General features: G+C 58.1%; 16 protein-coding genes. 4 read left to right on the plus strand and 12 right to left on the minus strand.

The window, feature by feature from the left end:
* Positions 1-27: 27 nt before the first annotated feature.
* Both ACOQH0_RS05570 and tesA read right to left on the minus strand, forming a co-directional pair.
* A complete protein-coding gene (locus tag ACOQH0_RS05570; RefSeq protein WP_421511715.1) occupies positions 28-837 on the minus strand; it encodes an SDR family oxidoreductase in 810 nt (269 codons plus the stop codon).
* Positions 827-1,450, minus strand: coding sequence for a multifunctional acyl-CoA thioesterase I/protease I/lysophospholipase L1 (tesA, locus tag ACOQH0_RS05575; RefSeq protein WP_421511716.1), 624 nt, complete (start codon positions 1,448-1,450; stop codon positions 827-829). Before tesA ends, ACOQH0_RS05570 begins: the two co-directional genes overlap by 11 nt.
* Here tesA and ybbA point away from each other — a divergent pair.
* The 3 genes from ybbA (at position 1,421) to ACOQH0_RS05590 (ending at position 5,846) form a co-directional block, all read left to right on the plus strand.
* The gene (gene ybbA, locus ACOQH0_RS05580; protein ID WP_421511717.1) at positions 1,421-2,107 is read left to right on the plus strand and encodes a putative ABC transporter ATP-binding protein YbbA; all 687 of its coding nucleotides are present in this window, start codon (positions 1,421-1,423) and stop codon (positions 2,105-2,107) included. The two genes, tesA and ybbA, sit on opposite strands and share 30 nt — an antisense overlap.
* Positions 2,104-4,518 (plus strand): putative ABC transporter permease subunit YbbP, encoded by a 2,415-nt coding sequence (ybbP, locus tag ACOQH0_RS05585; protein ID WP_421511719.1) that lies wholly within the window; start codon positions 2,104-2,106, stop codon positions 4,516-4,518. Before ybbA ends, ybbP begins: the two co-directional genes overlap by 4 nt.
* Before the next feature lie 182 nt (positions 4,519-4,700).
* Positions 4,701-5,846, plus strand: coding sequence for a porin (locus tag ACOQH0_RS05590; RefSeq protein WP_216357289.1), 1,146 nt, complete (start codon positions 4,701-4,703; stop codon positions 5,844-5,846).
* Positions 5,847-5,936: 90 nt separating this feature from the next.
* Here the strand turns inward: ACOQH0_RS05590 and mnmH are convergent, their stop codons facing one another.
* The 6 genes from mnmH to ppiB all read right to left on the minus strand — a co-directional run bounded on the left by mnmH (position 5,937) and on the right by ppiB (position 10,406).
* Positions 5,937-7,007 (minus strand): tRNA 2-selenouridine(34) synthase MnmH, encoded by a 1,071-nt coding sequence (gene mnmH / locus ACOQH0_RS05595; RefSeq protein WP_421511720.1) that lies wholly within the window; start codon positions 7,005-7,007, stop codon positions 5,937-5,939.
* Positions 7,008-7,091: 84 nt separating this feature from the next.
* The gene (purK, locus tag ACOQH0_RS05600) at positions 7,092-8,159 is read right to left on the minus strand and encodes a 5-(carboxyamino)imidazole ribonucleotide synthase (protein ID WP_421511721.1); all 1,068 of its coding nucleotides are present in this window, start codon (positions 8,157-8,159) and stop codon (positions 7,092-7,094) included.
* Positions 8,156-8,665: a 5-(carboxyamino)imidazole ribonucleotide mutase gene (purE, locus tag ACOQH0_RS05605; RefSeq protein WP_010428244.1), complete on the minus strand. Its 510-nt coding sequence runs from the start codon at positions 8,663-8,665 to the stop codon at positions 8,156-8,158. Before purE ends, purK begins: the two co-directional genes overlap by 4 nt.
* 171 nt (positions 8,666-8,836) lie before the next feature.
* Positions 8,837-9,046 (minus strand): YdgH/BhsA/McbA-like domain containing protein, encoded by a 210-nt coding sequence (locus ACOQH0_RS05610; protein ID WP_010428245.1) that lies wholly within the window; start codon positions 9,044-9,046, stop codon positions 8,837-8,839.
* Positions 9,047-9,185: 139 nt separating this feature from the next.
* Positions 9,186-9,908 carry a UDP-2,3-diacylglucosamine diphosphatase gene (gene lpxH / locus ACOQH0_RS05615; protein WP_421511722.1) on the minus strand — a complete coding sequence of 241 codons (723 nt, stop codon included), beginning with the start codon at positions 9,906-9,908 and terminating at the stop codon, positions 9,186-9,188.
* A gap of 3 nt (positions 9,909-9,911) precedes the next feature.
* Positions 9,912-10,406, minus strand: coding sequence for a peptidylprolyl isomerase B (gene ppiB, locus ACOQH0_RS05620; protein ID WP_010428247.1), 495 nt, complete (start codon positions 10,404-10,406; stop codon positions 9,912-9,914).
* A 174-nt stretch (positions 10,407-10,580) separates the two neighbouring features.
* On the opposite strand from ppiB, the gene cysS reads away from it, so the two are divergent.
* On the plus strand, positions 10,581-11,966 hold the full coding sequence (cysS, locus tag ACOQH0_RS05625; RefSeq protein ID WP_010428248.1) for a cysteine--tRNA ligase: 1,386 nt from the start codon (positions 10,581-10,583) through the stop codon (positions 11,964-11,966).
* Between the two features lie 89 nt (positions 11,967-12,055).
* Here cysS and ACOQH0_RS05630 read toward each other — a convergent pair whose 3' ends face one another.
* From ACOQH0_RS05630 to ybcJ, 4 genes are all read right to left on the minus strand, one after another.
* Positions 12,056-12,583: a metal-dependent hydrolase gene (locus ACOQH0_RS05630; protein WP_421511723.1), complete on the minus strand. Its 528-nt coding sequence runs from the start codon at positions 12,581-12,583 to the stop codon at positions 12,056-12,058.
* Between the two features lie 73 nt (positions 12,584-12,656).
* Entirely contained in the window at positions 12,657-13,673 is a 1,017-nt protein-coding gene (gene malI, locus ACOQH0_RS05635) for a Mal regulon transcriptional regulator MalI (protein WP_010428250.1), read from the minus strand.
* A gap of 83 nt (positions 13,674-13,756) precedes the next feature.
* Entirely contained in the window at positions 13,757-15,256 is a 1,500-nt protein-coding gene (locus tag ACOQH0_RS05640; RefSeq protein WP_172701391.1) for a PTS transporter subunit EIIC, read from the minus strand.
* A 281-nt stretch (positions 15,257-15,537) separates the two neighbouring features.
* The gene (ybcJ, locus tag ACOQH0_RS05645) at positions 15,538-15,750 is read right to left on the minus strand and encodes a ribosome-associated protein YbcJ (protein WP_089599405.1); all 213 of its coding nucleotides are present in this window, start codon (positions 15,748-15,750) and stop codon (positions 15,538-15,540) included.

Consider the following 15,750-nt stretch of genomic DNA (forward strand, 5'->3'; position numbering starts at 1 on the left):
CATGGGGATGAGCGGCGACGCTTCAACTCAGCCGTGTAAAATTTTGTCCATCATCCGGCCCGGCAGAAGGCGTTTTAGCCAGCCAACGGCATGGGTCACCAGCGTGACCGGATAACGCAGTTTGGGGTTATCGCTCTCAAAAGCATGGCGCACTTTGGCGACAACCGCTTCAGGACCTAACGTAAAGCGTGCGGCAATGCCGGGGTTTTCGACCGGTTTGTCCGACTGGGTCTGGTTGACGTTTTCGGTGAAGCGGGTGCGGATCGGGCCGGGTTCAATCAGGCTGACCTTGATGCCGCTGTGGCGCAGCTCCATGCGCAGGGCATCGGACCAGGCCTCCAGCGCATATTTGCTGGCAGCGTAGGCACCGCGGCCCGGGGTGGAAATCAGCCCCATTACCGAGGAGGTCATGACGATGCGTCCTTCACCGTGCGGCAGCATGGCGGGAAGCAGGCGCATGGTGAGCTGATGTACGCCGAAAAAGTTCGCGGAAAACTGTTGTTCAAGCTGTTCGCGCGTGATGGTCTCCAGCGGGCCGTACACGCCGAATCCAGCATTATTGAACAGGCCGAAAAGACGGTTATCGGTCAGGGCGATGACCTCATCCGCCGCGCGTTCAACGCTTTCCGGTGAGTCCAGATCCAGCAACACGCCGGTGAAGCCCATGCCGTTCATGCGTTCAACATCTTCAGGTTCGCGGCAGGCCGCCAGCACCCGAAATCCCTGACGCTTCAACTCGAGCGCGCTTTCGAAGCCAATTCCGCTGGAACATCCTGTTATTAAGACCGATTTTTGCATAACTTTACCTGTCAGGAACTCCGCTGAATTACGAGTCATGTTTAACTAAAGGAGCCAGCCGGGTTGCCATCCAGTCGGCAATAAACGGCTGTGCATCGCGATTGGGATGAATACCGTCGTCTTGCATCCATTGGGGTTTCAGATAGACCTCTTCCATGAAAAATGGCAGCAGGGGAATATCAAACTCTTTGGCAAGCTTAGGGTAGATCGCGCTAAAGACTTCATTATACCGACGGCCGTAGTTAGCCGGCAGGCGAATTTGCATCAGCAGCGGCTGAGCGTTCGCCGTTTTGATCTCCTGCAAAATGGTACGCAGGGTTTGCTCGGTTTGCTGAGGCTGGAAGCCGCGCAGTCCATCATTACCCCCCAGTTCGACCAGCACCCAGCGCGGCTGATGCTGTTTGAGCAGTGCGGGAAGGCGCGAAAGCCCCTGCTGCGAGGTATCGCCGCTGATGCTGCCGTTGACGACGGACGTTTGGGTCTGCCATTTGTCATTGAGTAATGCAGGCCAGGCCGCGCTGGCCGCCATGCGATAGCCTGCGCTCAGGCTGTCGCCCAGAATCAGTAACGTGTCCGCAGCCGCCGCGCGGAAGGTCATCAGAATCAAAAAAAGGAAGGGCAAATGCCAGCGGAAAACAGTGTTGAAGTTCATCGTCTTAAGAAGTCCGTCGGTCAGGGAGAACACGAGCTGTCCATCCTCACCGGAGTTGAACTCGTTGTCAAACGCGCCGAAACCATCGCGCTGATCGGTGAATCCGGCTCCGGAAAGTCCACGCTGCTGGCGATTCTGGCCGGGCTGGACGACGGCAGCAGTGGGGAGGTCCACCTGGTCGGGCAGCCGCTGCACCAGCTGGATGAAGAGGCGCGCGCCGCGCTGCGCGCTCGCCATATCGGCTTTGTCTTCCAGTCCTTCATGCTGATCCCGACGCTGAACGCGCTGGAAAACGTGGAACTGCCGGGGCTGCTGCGCGGTGAAAATACCCGTGAAAGTCGCGAACACGCCAAAGCCCTGCTGGAACAGCTGGGGCTGGGTAAACGCCTTGACCACCTTCCGGCGCAGCTTTCGGGCGGCGAGCAGCAGCGCGTGGCGCTGGCGCGCGCGTTTAACGGTCGCCCGGAAGTGCTGTTTGCCGATGAACCCACCGGTAACCTTGACCGTAAAACCGGAGACAAGATTGCCGATCTGCTGTTTTCGCTCAACCGCGAGCACGGCACCACGCTGATTCTGGTGACGCACGATCCGCAGCTGGCCGCCCGCTGCGACCGCCGCCTGCGCCTGGTGAACGGTGTTCTTCAGGAGGAAGCATGATTGCCCGCTGGTTCTGGCGCGAGTGGCGCTCACCCTCGCTGCTGATTGTCTGGCTGGCGTTAAGCCTGGCGGTGGCCTGCGTGCTGGCGCTCGGCAGCGTCAGTGACCGGATGGAAAAAGGGCTCAGCCAGCAAAGCAGGGAATTTATGGCGGGGGACAGGGCGTTGCAAAGTTCGCGCGCCGTTCCGCCTGGCTGGATTGAGGAAGCACGCAAGACCGGGCTGAAGGTGGGCGAGCAGATAAGCTTCCAGACCATGACCTTCGCAGGCGACACGCCGCAGCTGGCCAGCGTTAAAGCCGTCGATGATATCTACCCGATGTACGGTGAACTGGAGACCCGCCCGGCGGGATTAAAACCCGCGCCTGGCACGGTCCTGCTGGCACCGCGTCTGATGGCGCTGCTAAACCTGAAAACGGGTGACAGCATCGACGTCGGCGACGCGACGTTCAGGATTGCGGGAGAAGTGGTGCAGGAGCCGGACTCCGGCTTTAACCCGTTCCAGCTTGCGCCACGTTTGATGATGAATACCGCTGACGTGGCGAAAACCAACGCCGTGCAGCCGGGCAGCCGCGTCACCTGGCGCTACAAGTTTGGCGGCACGCCTGCGCAGCTTGATGCGTATGAAAAATGGCTCCTGCCGAAGCTCAAGCCGGAGCATCGCTGGTACGGGCTGGAGCAGGACGAAGGGGCGCTCGGCAAATCTCTTGAACGTTCTCAACAGTTCCTGTTGCTCTCGGCGCTGTTAACCCTGCTGCTGGCCATTGCGGCGGTTGCCGTGGCGATGGGGCACTACTGCCGCAGCCGCTACGACCTGGTGGCTATCCTCAAAACCCTCGGCGCAGGTCGGGCGCAGCTGCGCAAGCTGATTGTCGGCCAGTGGCTGATGGTGCTGGCGCTGTCGGCCATTACCGGCGGGGCCATCGGGCTGCTGTTTGAGAAGCTGCTGATGGTGCTGCTAAAGCCGGTACTCCCAGCCGCGCTGCCGCCCGCCAGCCTCTGGCCGTGGCTATGGGCAATCGGCGCGATGACGGTGATTTCGCTGCTGGTAGGGCTACGCCCGTACCGGCTGCTGCTCGCGACGCAGCCGCTGCGGGTGCTGCGTCAGGACGTGGTTGCCAACGTCTGGCCGCTGAAGTTTTATCTGCCGATCATTTTTGCCGTGGCGGTTGGGCTGCTGGCCTGGCTGATGGGGGGCAGCACGCTGCTGTGGGCCGTACTGGCGGGGGCCGTGGTGCTGGCGCTGCTGTGCGGCGTGCTCGGCTGGCTGTTGCTCAACGTGCTGAGAAAGCTGACGGTGAAATCGCTGCCCGTGCGGCTGGCGGTCAACCGTCTGCTGCATCAGCCGTGGTCCACGCTCAGCCAGCTGTCGGCGTTTTCGCTGTCGTTTATGCTGCTGGCGCTGCTTTTGGTGCTGCGTGGCGATTTGCTGGATCGCTGGCAGCAGCAGCTTCCGCCGGAAAGCCCGAACTATTTCCTGATCAACATTGCCCCGGAACAGGTGACGCCGCTGAAGGGCTTCCTGTCGGAGCACCACATTATCCCTGAGTCGTTCTATCCCATCGTTCGCGCGCGCCTGACGCAGATCAACGGCCAGCCGACGGAGGGAAATAAAGATGAGTCGCTTAACCGCGAGCTGAACCTGACCTGGCAGGATAAACGTCCTGACCATAACCCGATTACCGCCGGAACATGGCCGCCAAAAGCGGGGGAGGTATCGATGGAAGAGGGGCTGGCGACGCGCCTGAACGTGAAGCTCGGGGACAGCGTGACGTTTACCGGCGATACGCAGGACTTCAGCGCCAAAGTCACCAGCCTGCGCAAGGTGGACTGGGAGAGCCTGCGGCCAAACTTCTTCTTCATCTTCCCGGCAGGTGCGCTGGACGGCCAGCCGCAGAGCTGGCTCACCAGCTTCCGCTGGGAAAACGGCAACGGCATGCTGACCCAGCTTAACCGGGAGTTTCCGACGGTGAGCCTGCTGGACATCGGCGCGATCCTGAAGCAGGTGGGGCAGGTGCTGGAGCAGGTGAGCCGCGCGCTGGAAGTCATGGTGGTGCTGGTGACGATCTGCGGTGTGCTGCTGTTGCTGGCGCAGGTGCAGGTGGGCATGCGTCAGCGTCATCAGGAACTGGTGGTTTACCGCACGCTGGGGGCAAGCAAGCGGCTGCTGCGCGCCACGCTCTGGAGTGAATTTGCTCTGCTGGGGCTGGTGGCCGGTCTGGTGGCGGCGATAGGCGCGGAGACCGCGCTGGCGGTGCTCCAGACAAAGGTGTTCGACTTCCCGTGGGAGCCTGACTGGCGGCTGTGGTTGACGCTCCCCCTCTGCGGCGCAGTGCTGCTTTCACTCTGTGGCGGCTGGCTTGGCACGCGGTTATTAAAAGGCAAGGCGCTGTTCCGCCAGTTTGCCAGTTAGTTCACATCCGTGATGATTGCGCACCGGTTTATATGCTGGTGCGTAAACACTTAATAGCACAAAGCGATAATAAGCACCTGTTTAGTAGCACAAAACATTAAAAACCCGCCGACACAGCCCGTTTATTTCCAGTTAATATTCATCCGCTAAATATTTAGCAGCGTGTCTATTAAGGAAAAATAATGACTATAAAAAAATCAGCGCTGGCGGCAACGATCGGCGCGGCAGTGGCATTGACTACCTTCGCTTCTCAGGCGGAAATCACCGTTCTTAAGCAAGACCCACAGGCAGGTAACCCGCTGAGCCGTCTGAACTTCACCGTTGGCGGCAGTATTCGTCCTCAGTTCCAGAACATGACCGGCGACGACGGTAAAAACAGCTATAAGCGTAACGGCTTCGACGGCGGCACCCGTTTCCGTTTCGCAGCAGATTACTATCTGTTTGATGACATCAGCTGGATCAGCTACTACGAGCTGGGTGTGAACATTCCAGCGCAGTTCAACTGGGATAACCACTACGCCGATGGTGCGCACGACACGTCCCGTCGTATGCTCTATACCGGTCTGAAGAGCGACACCTGGGGTACGCTGACCTTCGGTCAACAGAACAGCGTTTACTATGATGTGGTTGGCGCGAAAACCGATATCTGGGACTACGACATGATCGGCCAGGCTCCGGGTAACGGTATCAACGGCGATTACGACGGTTCTTATCGTTCACGCCAGATGCTGAAATATAAGAAAACCGTGGGCGATGCTGACATCTATGCATCTTACCTGTTTGAAGACAGCGAATACCTGCCGGGCAACGGCCTGCGCTACAAGCGTAAAGGCGGCGGTTCACTGGGTCTGGATTATCACCTGACCACCGATCTGACCTGGGGCGCCGCGTGGAACTACACCCGTGCGGACATGCGTAACCCGGACAACGGCGACAGCAAAACCTATGACCAGAATATTCTCGGTACCGCGCTGAGCTGGACGCCGGACAACTGGACCTTCTCCGCGGGCGGCGGCTGGTACCAGAACTTCCTGACCACCAAAAAAGTGTCGGTTAACGACTACTTCGCCGGTGATGCATGGGGTATTGAATACTTTGCGGGCTACAAGTTCCCAATCGGTCAGTATGCGGTTAAATCCATCCAGCCTTACTTCATGGGCGACCGCATTGAGTACGTGAACGGTCGTAACTACCAGCGCATCGATAACGGCGTGGGTATCAGCTTCCAGCTGGACTACGGTTTCCGCGTGGATTACGAACACGTGTTCACCTCCAGCACCGACAACCTGGGCGACATGAACCTGGTGCGTCTGCGTTACGACTTCTAAGTCGTCTGCTCCCCGGTGGCGCTGCGCTTACCGGGGCTACAAAAGCACACGTAGGCCGGGTAAGGCGTAGCCGCCACCCGGCTTTGTTTTTCAGCGATCAAGCCACTCGGCAACGTTTTCAAACGTCCCGCGATACACAATCTTCTCCGCTTTCTTCTCCAGCTGATAGCCGTACATCGGGTCGTAATAGTCCTTCAGCAGCGGCGCAAGCCAGCTGAAGTGCGCGTTCGTGCTGCCAGAGCGTTGCTGTTCCAACAGCGCGGAATCTAACAGCGCGGTGAATTCTTCATACCGCTGCAGCCCCAGACGGCGGCGAATGGCGAACAGGCCGTGGTGCAGATACTCGCTGTACTCCTTCCAGCCCGCTTCTTCGCCGTAGGCAGCAGAAAAATCCGCCCACATATGGTCGAAATACTCTTCGCGCAGACGTTCAAGACGAATTTCAAACGGGTCTTCGACGACAACGATAGGGGCTTCAACCATGCGGTCGCGCAGGCACTCTGGCAGGTGGTTGGAGCCAATCATCCGGCCCTCGTCTTCCAGCACCCAGCGAGAGGCGTCTTTTTTCAACAGCTCAACCGCAAGGTGGTTTTCAAAGCTGGCCTGGGAAAGCTGCGGCGTGAGCGTGCGGCCAAACGACGAACCGCGGTGGTGCGCCAGCCCTTCCAGATCGATACCCTGTGCGTGCTGCTTCACCAGCAGGGTTTTACCGTTTCCGGTGCAGCCGCCGATAAGCACCATCGGCTTTTGCGACTGCTCGATGGTCACCTGAATCGCCGTCTGACGCAGGGCCTTATAGCCGCCGCGGATCAGCGGGTAGTCGACTCCCGCCTCTTTCAGCCAGGCCTGTGAGATATGCGAGCGCTGGCCGCCGCGCGCGCAGCAGAGATAGCCCTCAGGATGGGCAAGGCTGGCCTCGCGCCAGGCGTTGATACGCGCGTCACGCGTTTCGCCGTTCACCAGGCTATGGCCGAGCGCCAGTGCGGCGTCCGGTCCCTGACGTTTATAGCAGGTGCCGACGGCGGCGCGCTCGTCATCGTTCATTAAAGGCAGGTTAAACGCCGCAGGCATCGCGCCCTGGGCGAATTCGATCGGCGCGCGAACGTCGATTAAAGGGGTATCAGACGCGAGGATCGCGCGATAGTCCGTTCCATCGTTCATGGTTATTCCAGAAGAAAACTCAGCAGCAATGGGCGGGGATTGTACGCCGGGGAAGGGGAAGGTCAACTCCCCGGCGTAGATGTCTTACTTGAGCTTTGACTGTGCCCAGACAATTCCGCTCGCGTATTCCGGCGGCAGGAGAGGGATCATCGCTTCCAGCGTGGCGCTCAGGCGATCGGTATCACTGTCGTTCAGGTTCAGGTGACCGACCTTACGGCCTGCGCGAACCTCTTTGTCATACCAGTGCAGATGCACCAGCGGCAGCTTCAGCCAGTCGTAGTTCAGATCGGTGCCGATCAGGTTGATCATCACCGACGGGCTGTTCACCACCGGCTGCGGCAGCGGCAGGTCGGTGATCGCGCGCAGGTGCAGCTCGAACTGGCTGATGGACGCGCCGTTTTGCGTCCAGTGGCCGCTGTTGTGCACGCGCGGTGCCAGCTCGTTAATCAGCAGGCCGGACGGGGTGATAAAGCACTCCATCGCCATCACGCCGACATAGCCCAGTTCGTGCATGATGGCTGAGAGCATATCTTCCGCCTGCGCCTGCTGGTCAGCATTGGCGTGCGGGAAGGCGACGCTGGTGCGCAGGATACCGTCCTGATGCAGGTTATGCGTCAGAGGGTAAAACACCGTGCGGCCATCGTGCCCGCGCGCGCCAACCAGCGACACTTCACCGCTGAAGTTAATGCCCTGCTCAACGATGCACTCGCCGTAGCAGTCATCCGGCAGCTCGGCGGTGTCGTTCGCGCGCAGACGCCACTGGCCGCGGCCGTCGTAACCGCCCACGCGGCGCTTCACGATCGCCAGCTCGCCCAGCATCGCGAAGACGTCATTCCACTCGCTTTTATCGGACAGGAGCTGCCACGGTGCGGTTGCCAGGCCGAGCTTGTCGAACAGCTGCTTTTGCGTCAGACGGTCGGCGATGACAGGGAACACGTCGCGGTTAACAAAGGCGTTATGACGCGCCAGCTCGCGGGTCAGCGCGGTTTCCGGCCAGCGTTCGATCTCGGCGGTGATCACGCTCTGGTGGAACGGTACGGCTTCAGGTTCAGCATCCAGCCCGACGGGCCAGACGGCAATACCCAGCGGCTCACCGGCCTGACGCAGCATGCGGCCTAACTGGCCGTTGCCGAGGACGCAAACCTGCTTCATGCCGCACCCCGCGGGTCCGGGTTATCCAGCACCTCGTCGGTCTGGGCTTTACGCCATTCGGCCAGACGCTGGTGCAGGTCTTTATCGTGAGTCGCCAGGATTTGGGCTGCAAGCAGGGCTGCGTTTGCCGCACCCGCTTTGCCAATTGCCAGCGTGCCGACCGGAATACCGCGCGGCATTTGAACGATGGAGTAGAGGCTATCCACGCCGCTTAACGCGGCGCTTTGTACCGGGACGCCCAGAACCGGCACCAGGGTTTTGGCGGCAATCATGCCCGGCAGATGTGCTGCGCCGCCCGCACCGGCAATGATCACCTCATAACCGTTCTCTTCGGCGCTTTCGGCGAAGCTGAACAGTTTATCCGGGGTACGGTGCGCGGAGACCACTTCAACGTGGTGCGGAACATTCAGGATGTCAAAGATTTCGGCGGCGAACTGCATGGTAGCCCAGTCGCTTTTGGACCCCATCACGATGGCGACACGCGCCGGATTATTGCGGGAAGACATGCGTCTTAAAACTCCTGTGGTGCGAAACACACTGCTTTCGAGGGCACAGAGAATAGCATGTTATACGGGCAAGGAAAACGGTTGCGCGGTTAAATCTTGAGCCGTTGTTGCCATCAATTCATAACAAAACAGACCGCGTTCTGGCGGTCTGTTTTCATCAATCGGCAATGATTATTTAGTCAGTTGTGCGGTCATGTAAACGCGGTTGTCGACCTTCGCGCTCGTAATTTTATATGAGGCACCCTGTTCGGCGGCCTGCGCGGCAATTTTCGCTTCTGCGCGGTCAAGGGTAGAGGCGGTTGCGCTCACGCTCTGCGCGAAAGAACCGAAAGAAACCAGAGAGAGGGCAGCAACTGCAACGAAAGTTTTGATGGATTTCATGGTCGTATTCCTTAAGTAATTTATCTGTGATAGGGCGTTTTGCCCTGATGTGATAAATAATAGGCCGACCACGGGCTGATTAAAATCGAAACAATTTGCCGATATTGTTCAAAAAAATAGAATGAATTGTGAGAAGGGATTAAAACGGAAACGCGATCAGCTCTACGCCCTCAGGCGTGACTTTGACCATGGAGCCTTCGGCGTGCCAGGCACCTAATACCACGCGATGGGCAGGTTCGCCGTTGGCGACCAGCGTGTGGACATCAGGGCGATGGGTATGGCCGTGGATAAGCCACTGGACGTGATGCTTGTCCATCACGTTCACGACCGCCTGCGGGTTCACGTCCATGATGGTCATGGATTTGCTGCTGTTGGCGGCCTTGCTGCCCGCGCGCATTCTTGCGGCGATGCGGTTGCGGATAAACAGCGGCAGGGCGAGGAATAGCGTCTGGATCCACGGTGTATGAACCTTAGCGCGAAACGCCAGGTAGCCGGTATCGTCAGTGCAGAGCGTGTCGCCGTGCATGATCAGGACGTTGCGGCCATACAAGTCGAGCACCTGCTCTTCCGGCAGCAGCGTCATGCCACTTTCGCGTGCGTAGCGCTGGCCTATCAGGAAATCACGGTTGCCGTGAATGAAGTAGCAGGGGACGCCGGAATCCACCAGCGTTTTAATGGCCGAGGCCATTTCACGATGCAGCGGGTTAGGATCGTCGTCGCCAATCCAGGCTTCAAACAGATCGCCCAGGATGTACAGTGCGTCGGCGCTTTTGGCTTCACCGCGTAAAAAACGCAGAAAACCGGCGGTAATCGCCGGTTCTTCCGTTTGCAGATGCAGATCCGCAATAAAGAGTGTCGCCACGAATTACTCGCTGACGGTCACGCTTGTAATCACAACGTCTTCTTTAGGAACGTCCTGGTGCATACCGCTGCGGCCAGTAGAGACGGCTTTGATCTTGTCAACCACGTCCATACCTTCAACCACTTCTGCGAAGACGCAGTAGCCCCAACCCTGCAGGCTTTCGCCGGAGAAGTTCAGGAAGTCGTTGTCAGCCACGTTGATGAAGAACTGCGCGGTTGCAGAGTGTGGTGCCTGAGTACGAGCCATCGCCAGCGTACCGCGGGTGTTTTTCAGACCGTTGTTCGCTTCGTTTTTGATCGCTTCTTTGGTCTCTTTCTGGTTCATGCCAGGTTCAAAACCGCCGCCCTGGATCATAAAGCCGTTGATCACGCGGTGGAAAATGGTGTTGTTGTAGAAACCTTCGCGGCAGTAGTCCAGGAAGTTTTTAACTGTTTCAGGCGCTTTGTCATCAAAGGTCTTGATTACGATATCGCCATGATTAGTGTGGAAAGTAACCATTTTTGCATCCTGTTCCGTTATTGTGGTACGTCGACCCGCGTTCGGGTCATCTATAGGGGCTTGTTATAGCATAACCACAGGATGCGATCACCTTGCATTGTGTGCTGCTTCGGGTTTGAATTACGGGTAGAATACCCGGTTTTCGTCCACACACGTGTTTACATGGAATCTTCGATGTTAAAAATCTTTAATACAATGACGCGCCAAAAAGAGGAATTTAAACCTATCCATGCCGGGGAAGTCGGCATGTACGTGTGTGGTATTACGGTTTACGATCTCTGTCACATCGGCCATGGTCGTACCTTTGTCTCTTTCGACGTGGTTTCGCGCTACCTGCGCTTTCTGGGTTATACCCTGAAGTACGTGCGTAACATCACCGATATCGACGACAAAATCATCAAGCGCGCTAATGAAAACGGCGAAAGCTTTGTGGCGCTGGTGGACCGTATGATCGTTGAAATGCACAAAGATTTCGACGCCTTAAACATTCTGCGTCCGGACAGCGAGCCGCGTGCGACCCACCATATTCATGAAATTATCGACATCACCGAGAAGCTGATCGCGCGCGGTCACGCCTATGTGGCAGAAAACGGCGACGTGATGTTCTCCGTGCCGACGGACCCAACCTACGGCGCGCTTTCCCGTCAGGATCTGGACCAGCTCCAGGCCGGCGCGCGCGTTGACGTGGTTGACGTGAAGCGTAACCCGATGGACTTCGTGCTGTGGAAAATGTCCAAAGAGGGTGAACCAAGCTGGCCATCCCCGTGGGGCGAAGGCCGTCCGGGCTGGCACATTGAATGTTCGGCAATGAACTGCAAACAGCTGGGCAAACATTTCGACATTCACGGCGGCGGTTCAGACCTGATGTTCCCGCACCACGAAAACGAAATCGCGCAGTCCACCTGCGCCCATGGCGGCGAGTACGTTAACTACTGGATGCACTCCGGGATGGTAATGGTTGACCGCGAGAAGATGTCGAAATCGCTGGGCAACTTCTTCACCGTGCGCGATGTGCTGAAGTACTACGACGCGGAAACCGTGCGCTACTTCCTGATGTCCGGCCACTATCGCAGCCAGCTGAACTACAGCGAAGAGAACCTGAAACAGGCGCGCTCGGCGCTGGAGCGTCTGTACACCGCGCTGCGCGGTACCGACAGGTCTGTTCCAGCGGCAGGCGGTGAGGCGTTCGAAGCGCGCTTCGTGGAGGTGATGAACGACGACTTCAACACCCCGGAAGCCTACTCCGTGCTGTTCGACATGGCGCGCGAAGTGAACCGCCTGAAGTCAGAAGATATGGCCGCGGCGAATGCGCTGGCGTCCCATCTGCGTAAGCTCTCTTCCGTGCTCGGCCTGCTGGAGCAGGAGCCGGACGCGTTCCTGCAGAGCGGCGCGCAGGCGGACGACGGCGAAGTGGCGGAGATTGAAGCGTTAATCAAAGCGCGTCTGGAAGCGCGTCAGGCGAAAGACTGGGCGGCGGCGGATGCGGCGCGTAACCGTCTGACCGAGATGGGCATCATTCTGGAAGACGGCCCGCAGGGGACGACCTGGCGCCGTAAGTAATTTTCCCCTCACCCTAACCCTCTCCCACAGGGAGAGGGAATTGTTAGGTTTTCTCCCTCTCCCCGAGGGAGAGGGCCGGGGTGAGGGCATCAGCGCGCACGCTTTCTCCACCACAGCAACCCCATCAGCACTGCCCCCGGCAGCCACACCCACAGCAGTTCCGAGATAATGACCTGATGCCCGTACGGCGTGGTGTAGCGCGACAGCGCAAACGGCGCGACCTTGATCACCTGCCACGGCGCAAAGAAACGTTCATCCGACCACGGCCAAAGCCAGCCGACGCCTTTCCCGCCGGTGGTGATCGAATCCAGCAGGCTGTGCGACAGCAATGACACTGTTAAAAACAGCCAGCAGCGCGTCAGGCTGGCCCGGAACCATCGTCGGCCAATCAGCACGCACAGTATTGGCACCACAAAGGCGAACAGCAGGGAGTGGGTAAAGCCGCGATGGCCAAGAATATTCCCGTAGGCGACGCCGAATTTAAACGCCAGCACGTCAGCGTCGGGCAGCATGGCGAGCACGATACCGGCAAACAGCAGGCGGGGAGGGATGACTTTAGTTCCCAGACCTAAGCCCAGGCAAAGCGGAACAGCGGCGTGCGTAATAACGGTAGGCATTGCGATTATCCATGGTAAATCATGGAAATATAGCAGCGAATTCGTTTTTGCAAACCTGTGCTAAATTCTGATTTTACGCCGATTCGCGCGCGATAAGCTGCCCGGAGAGGGTAATGCGCTGGGTTTGTAAGTCCGGCTCTTTCAGCTTGCGGATTATCAACCCCGCGGCCTGACGCCCGGTTTCGTCACTGGCCGAGGAGACGTAGGTGAATGACGGTGATGTGAGGTTAACGTGAAGCATATCTTCAAAACCGATCAGCGCCACCTGCTGAGTTAAGAACACATCTTTCCCCACGGTGCGACCCACCTGATGAATGCCGGAGATAGAGCCGATCATGGCATCCGGCGAATGGCAGAGCAGGGCGGTGATGGCGTTATTTTTTTCCAGCAGCTGGCGAGTCGCCATCGCGGCGGCCTGCGTGTCGTCGCTGCAGGCCGGTGAATAGTCATCGCGCCAGACCAGTCCGCTTTGCGTCATCGCGCTGCGAAAACCGAGCAGGCGCTGCTCGCGGATAAGGCAGCCCTCGCGTCCGCCAATATAGGCGATCGTGCGGTGTCCGCGCTCGATAAGATAGCGCGCAGCCAGGTTCGCGGCCTGGCGGTTGTCGCGCATCACCAGATTGCATTTTTCATCGAGCAGGGACTGCGAGACCACTACCAGCGGCAGCGGACACTGGCGGATCTGCTCCGGCAGAGCAGAGGTGCGGGTGTCAGACGCAAGATAAATGACGCCTGCGACACCCTGCTGCTTAAACGACAGCAGGGTCCGTTCCAGATGTTCCCGGTCGTTCAGCGGCTGGCCGAGAAAAACCATGTATCCCTGCTTCTCCAGTTCCTGAACAATGCTTGCCATCACCTTGATGGAAAAGCTGTCGCTGAAGTCGCGCAGGATCAGGCCGATAAGATTTGAGGTGTTGGCGCGAAGGTTGGCAGCGGCGACGTTATGAACATAGCCGAGCGTCGTGATGGCGGCATTGACCTTCCCGATCGTCGCCTCTGAGATTTTCCCTTTCTGGCGTAGCACCAGCGAGACGGTAGAGACCGACACGCCCGCGTGCTTTGCGACATCAATGATGCTGACTTTCTTCAAAACCGCTCCCTGAAATTTACCGATAATCAGCCAGATAAGACACGTCTTCCAGCGTACAGGAGACGTGTCTTCCAGGCATCTTATTATTTGCCGATCATGGTGGACATGGTCTGGGCGATAAACTGTGCTCTGGCACCGAAAATCACCTGTATACCGTTGTCGCCGACGAAGACCACGCCGCGCGCACCGAGACCGTTAAGACCGTCTTTATCTACCACGTCGCTTTTTGCCACTTCCAGACGCAGGCGGGTGATACAGGAGCCAACCGAATCGATATTCTGCGCGCCTCCCAGCAGGCTGATAATTTCGGTGGCAAGTTCGGAATCGGACTTGTCATTCGCACTGGCGGTCACTTCGGTACGGCCCGGCGTTTTCACGTCGAAACGGCGGATCACGAAGCGGAAGGTAAAGTAGTAAATCAGCCCCATCGGGATACCGATGATAACGGCGCTCAGGAAGTTGGTCTGGTAGCCGTTAAACGACGGCAGGATCCCGAAAGACAGGTAGTCGATAAAGCCTGCCGAGAACGACTTGGCGATGTGCGCATGCAGCAGGTACATGGTCATGTACGCCAGGCCCGCCATGATGGCGTTGAAGACGTACAGGATCGGCGCCACGAAGATAAAAGTGAACTCAACCGGTTCCGTAATACCCGTCAGGAAGCAGGTCAGCGCCGCAGAGAACAGAATACCGGCCGCGATTTTCTTATTCTTCGTGTGCGCTTCGTGGTACATCGCCAGGCACGCCGCGGGCAGCGCAAACAGCATCAGCGGGAACTCGCCCTGCATGAACTTGCCTGCGTTCTGGTAGGTGTCGCTGCTGAAGGATTTCACCCCTTCTTCCAGCATCTTGAACCAGATGGTCTGGTCGCCGTGGATCACCTGGCCCGCCTGGGTGGTGTAATCCCCGAACGAATACCAGAAGGACGGATACCAGATGTGGTGCAGGCCGAGCGGGATCAGCGCGCGCTCCACCAGACCGAAGATAAAGGTCGAGGCCGCCTGGTTGTCGCCGTTCACCACCACGGAGAGGGCGTCGATACCGGCCTGGATATGCTGCCACACGTACGGCAGCAGCAGACCGAGCAGGAACGACAGTAACGCCGTCGCAATCGCCACAAAACGTTTACCGGAGAAGAAGCCGAGGAACTCCGGCAGCTGCATGGTGTGGAAGCGGTTATAGCACCAGGCCGCGAGAATACCGCAGATCAGGCCACCGAAGACGCCCATCTGCAGCGTCGGGATACCGACCACCATGGCGTATTTCCCGCCCTGAGAGGCCATTTCCGGCGTGATGCTCAGCACGGTGCTGATGGTGATATTGGTGACAAACACCGACACTGCCGCAGAGAGCGCCGCAATGCCGGACTCCGACGCCAGACCCACGGCAGAGCCGATGGCAAACAGCATCGGCAGGTTATCAAAGATAACCCCGCCCGCGTTCATCATCAGCGGCAGGTGGAACTTATCGCCGAAGGCCAGCAGCAGGCCCGCAGCGGGAAGCAGTGAAATTGGCAGCATTAAGGCGCGACCAATCATCGATAACTTAGACAGCGATTTAACAAACCCTGATATCAGACTCATGCTGATTTCCCCCGAGTAGCGCTTTTTTGGCGCTGTTATTGTAAGTAGAACGTTTTAGTAGAACGTTCTACTTATCGTGGGGAAAGAGTGAAAAACGTGCAACTGAAATCTCACCTTTCAACAGATGAAATAGTGATTATTTGAAGTTGATCGATAATTAACCGTGATGGATGTGGGGGATTGTGAGAGAAATTGCCGGGTGGCGGCTTCGCCTTACCCGGCCTACAAACGGAGACAGTACGTAGGCCCGGTAAGCGCAGCGCCACCGGGCATCAAACGGCTCAGGCCGTAACGGTTACGCTCTGTCCTTCAAAGCTTACGGTCTGACCCGCGATAATCTTGCAGCGCTTGCGGGTTTCCACCGCACCGTCGACTTTCACTCGCCCGTCGGCGATAACGATTTTGGCCTGCGCACCGCTTTCGCTCCAGCCTTCCAGCTTGAGCAGATCGCACAGCTCTACGTGCGGGTGTTTGCCTAATGAAAATGTGGCCAT

The sequence above is a fragment of the Enterobacter sp. JS8-1 genome (genome assembly GCF_049187015.1).
Taxonomy (GTDB): Bacteria; Pseudomonadota; Gammaproteobacteria; order Enterobacterales; family Enterobacteriaceae; genus Enterobacter; species Enterobacter mori.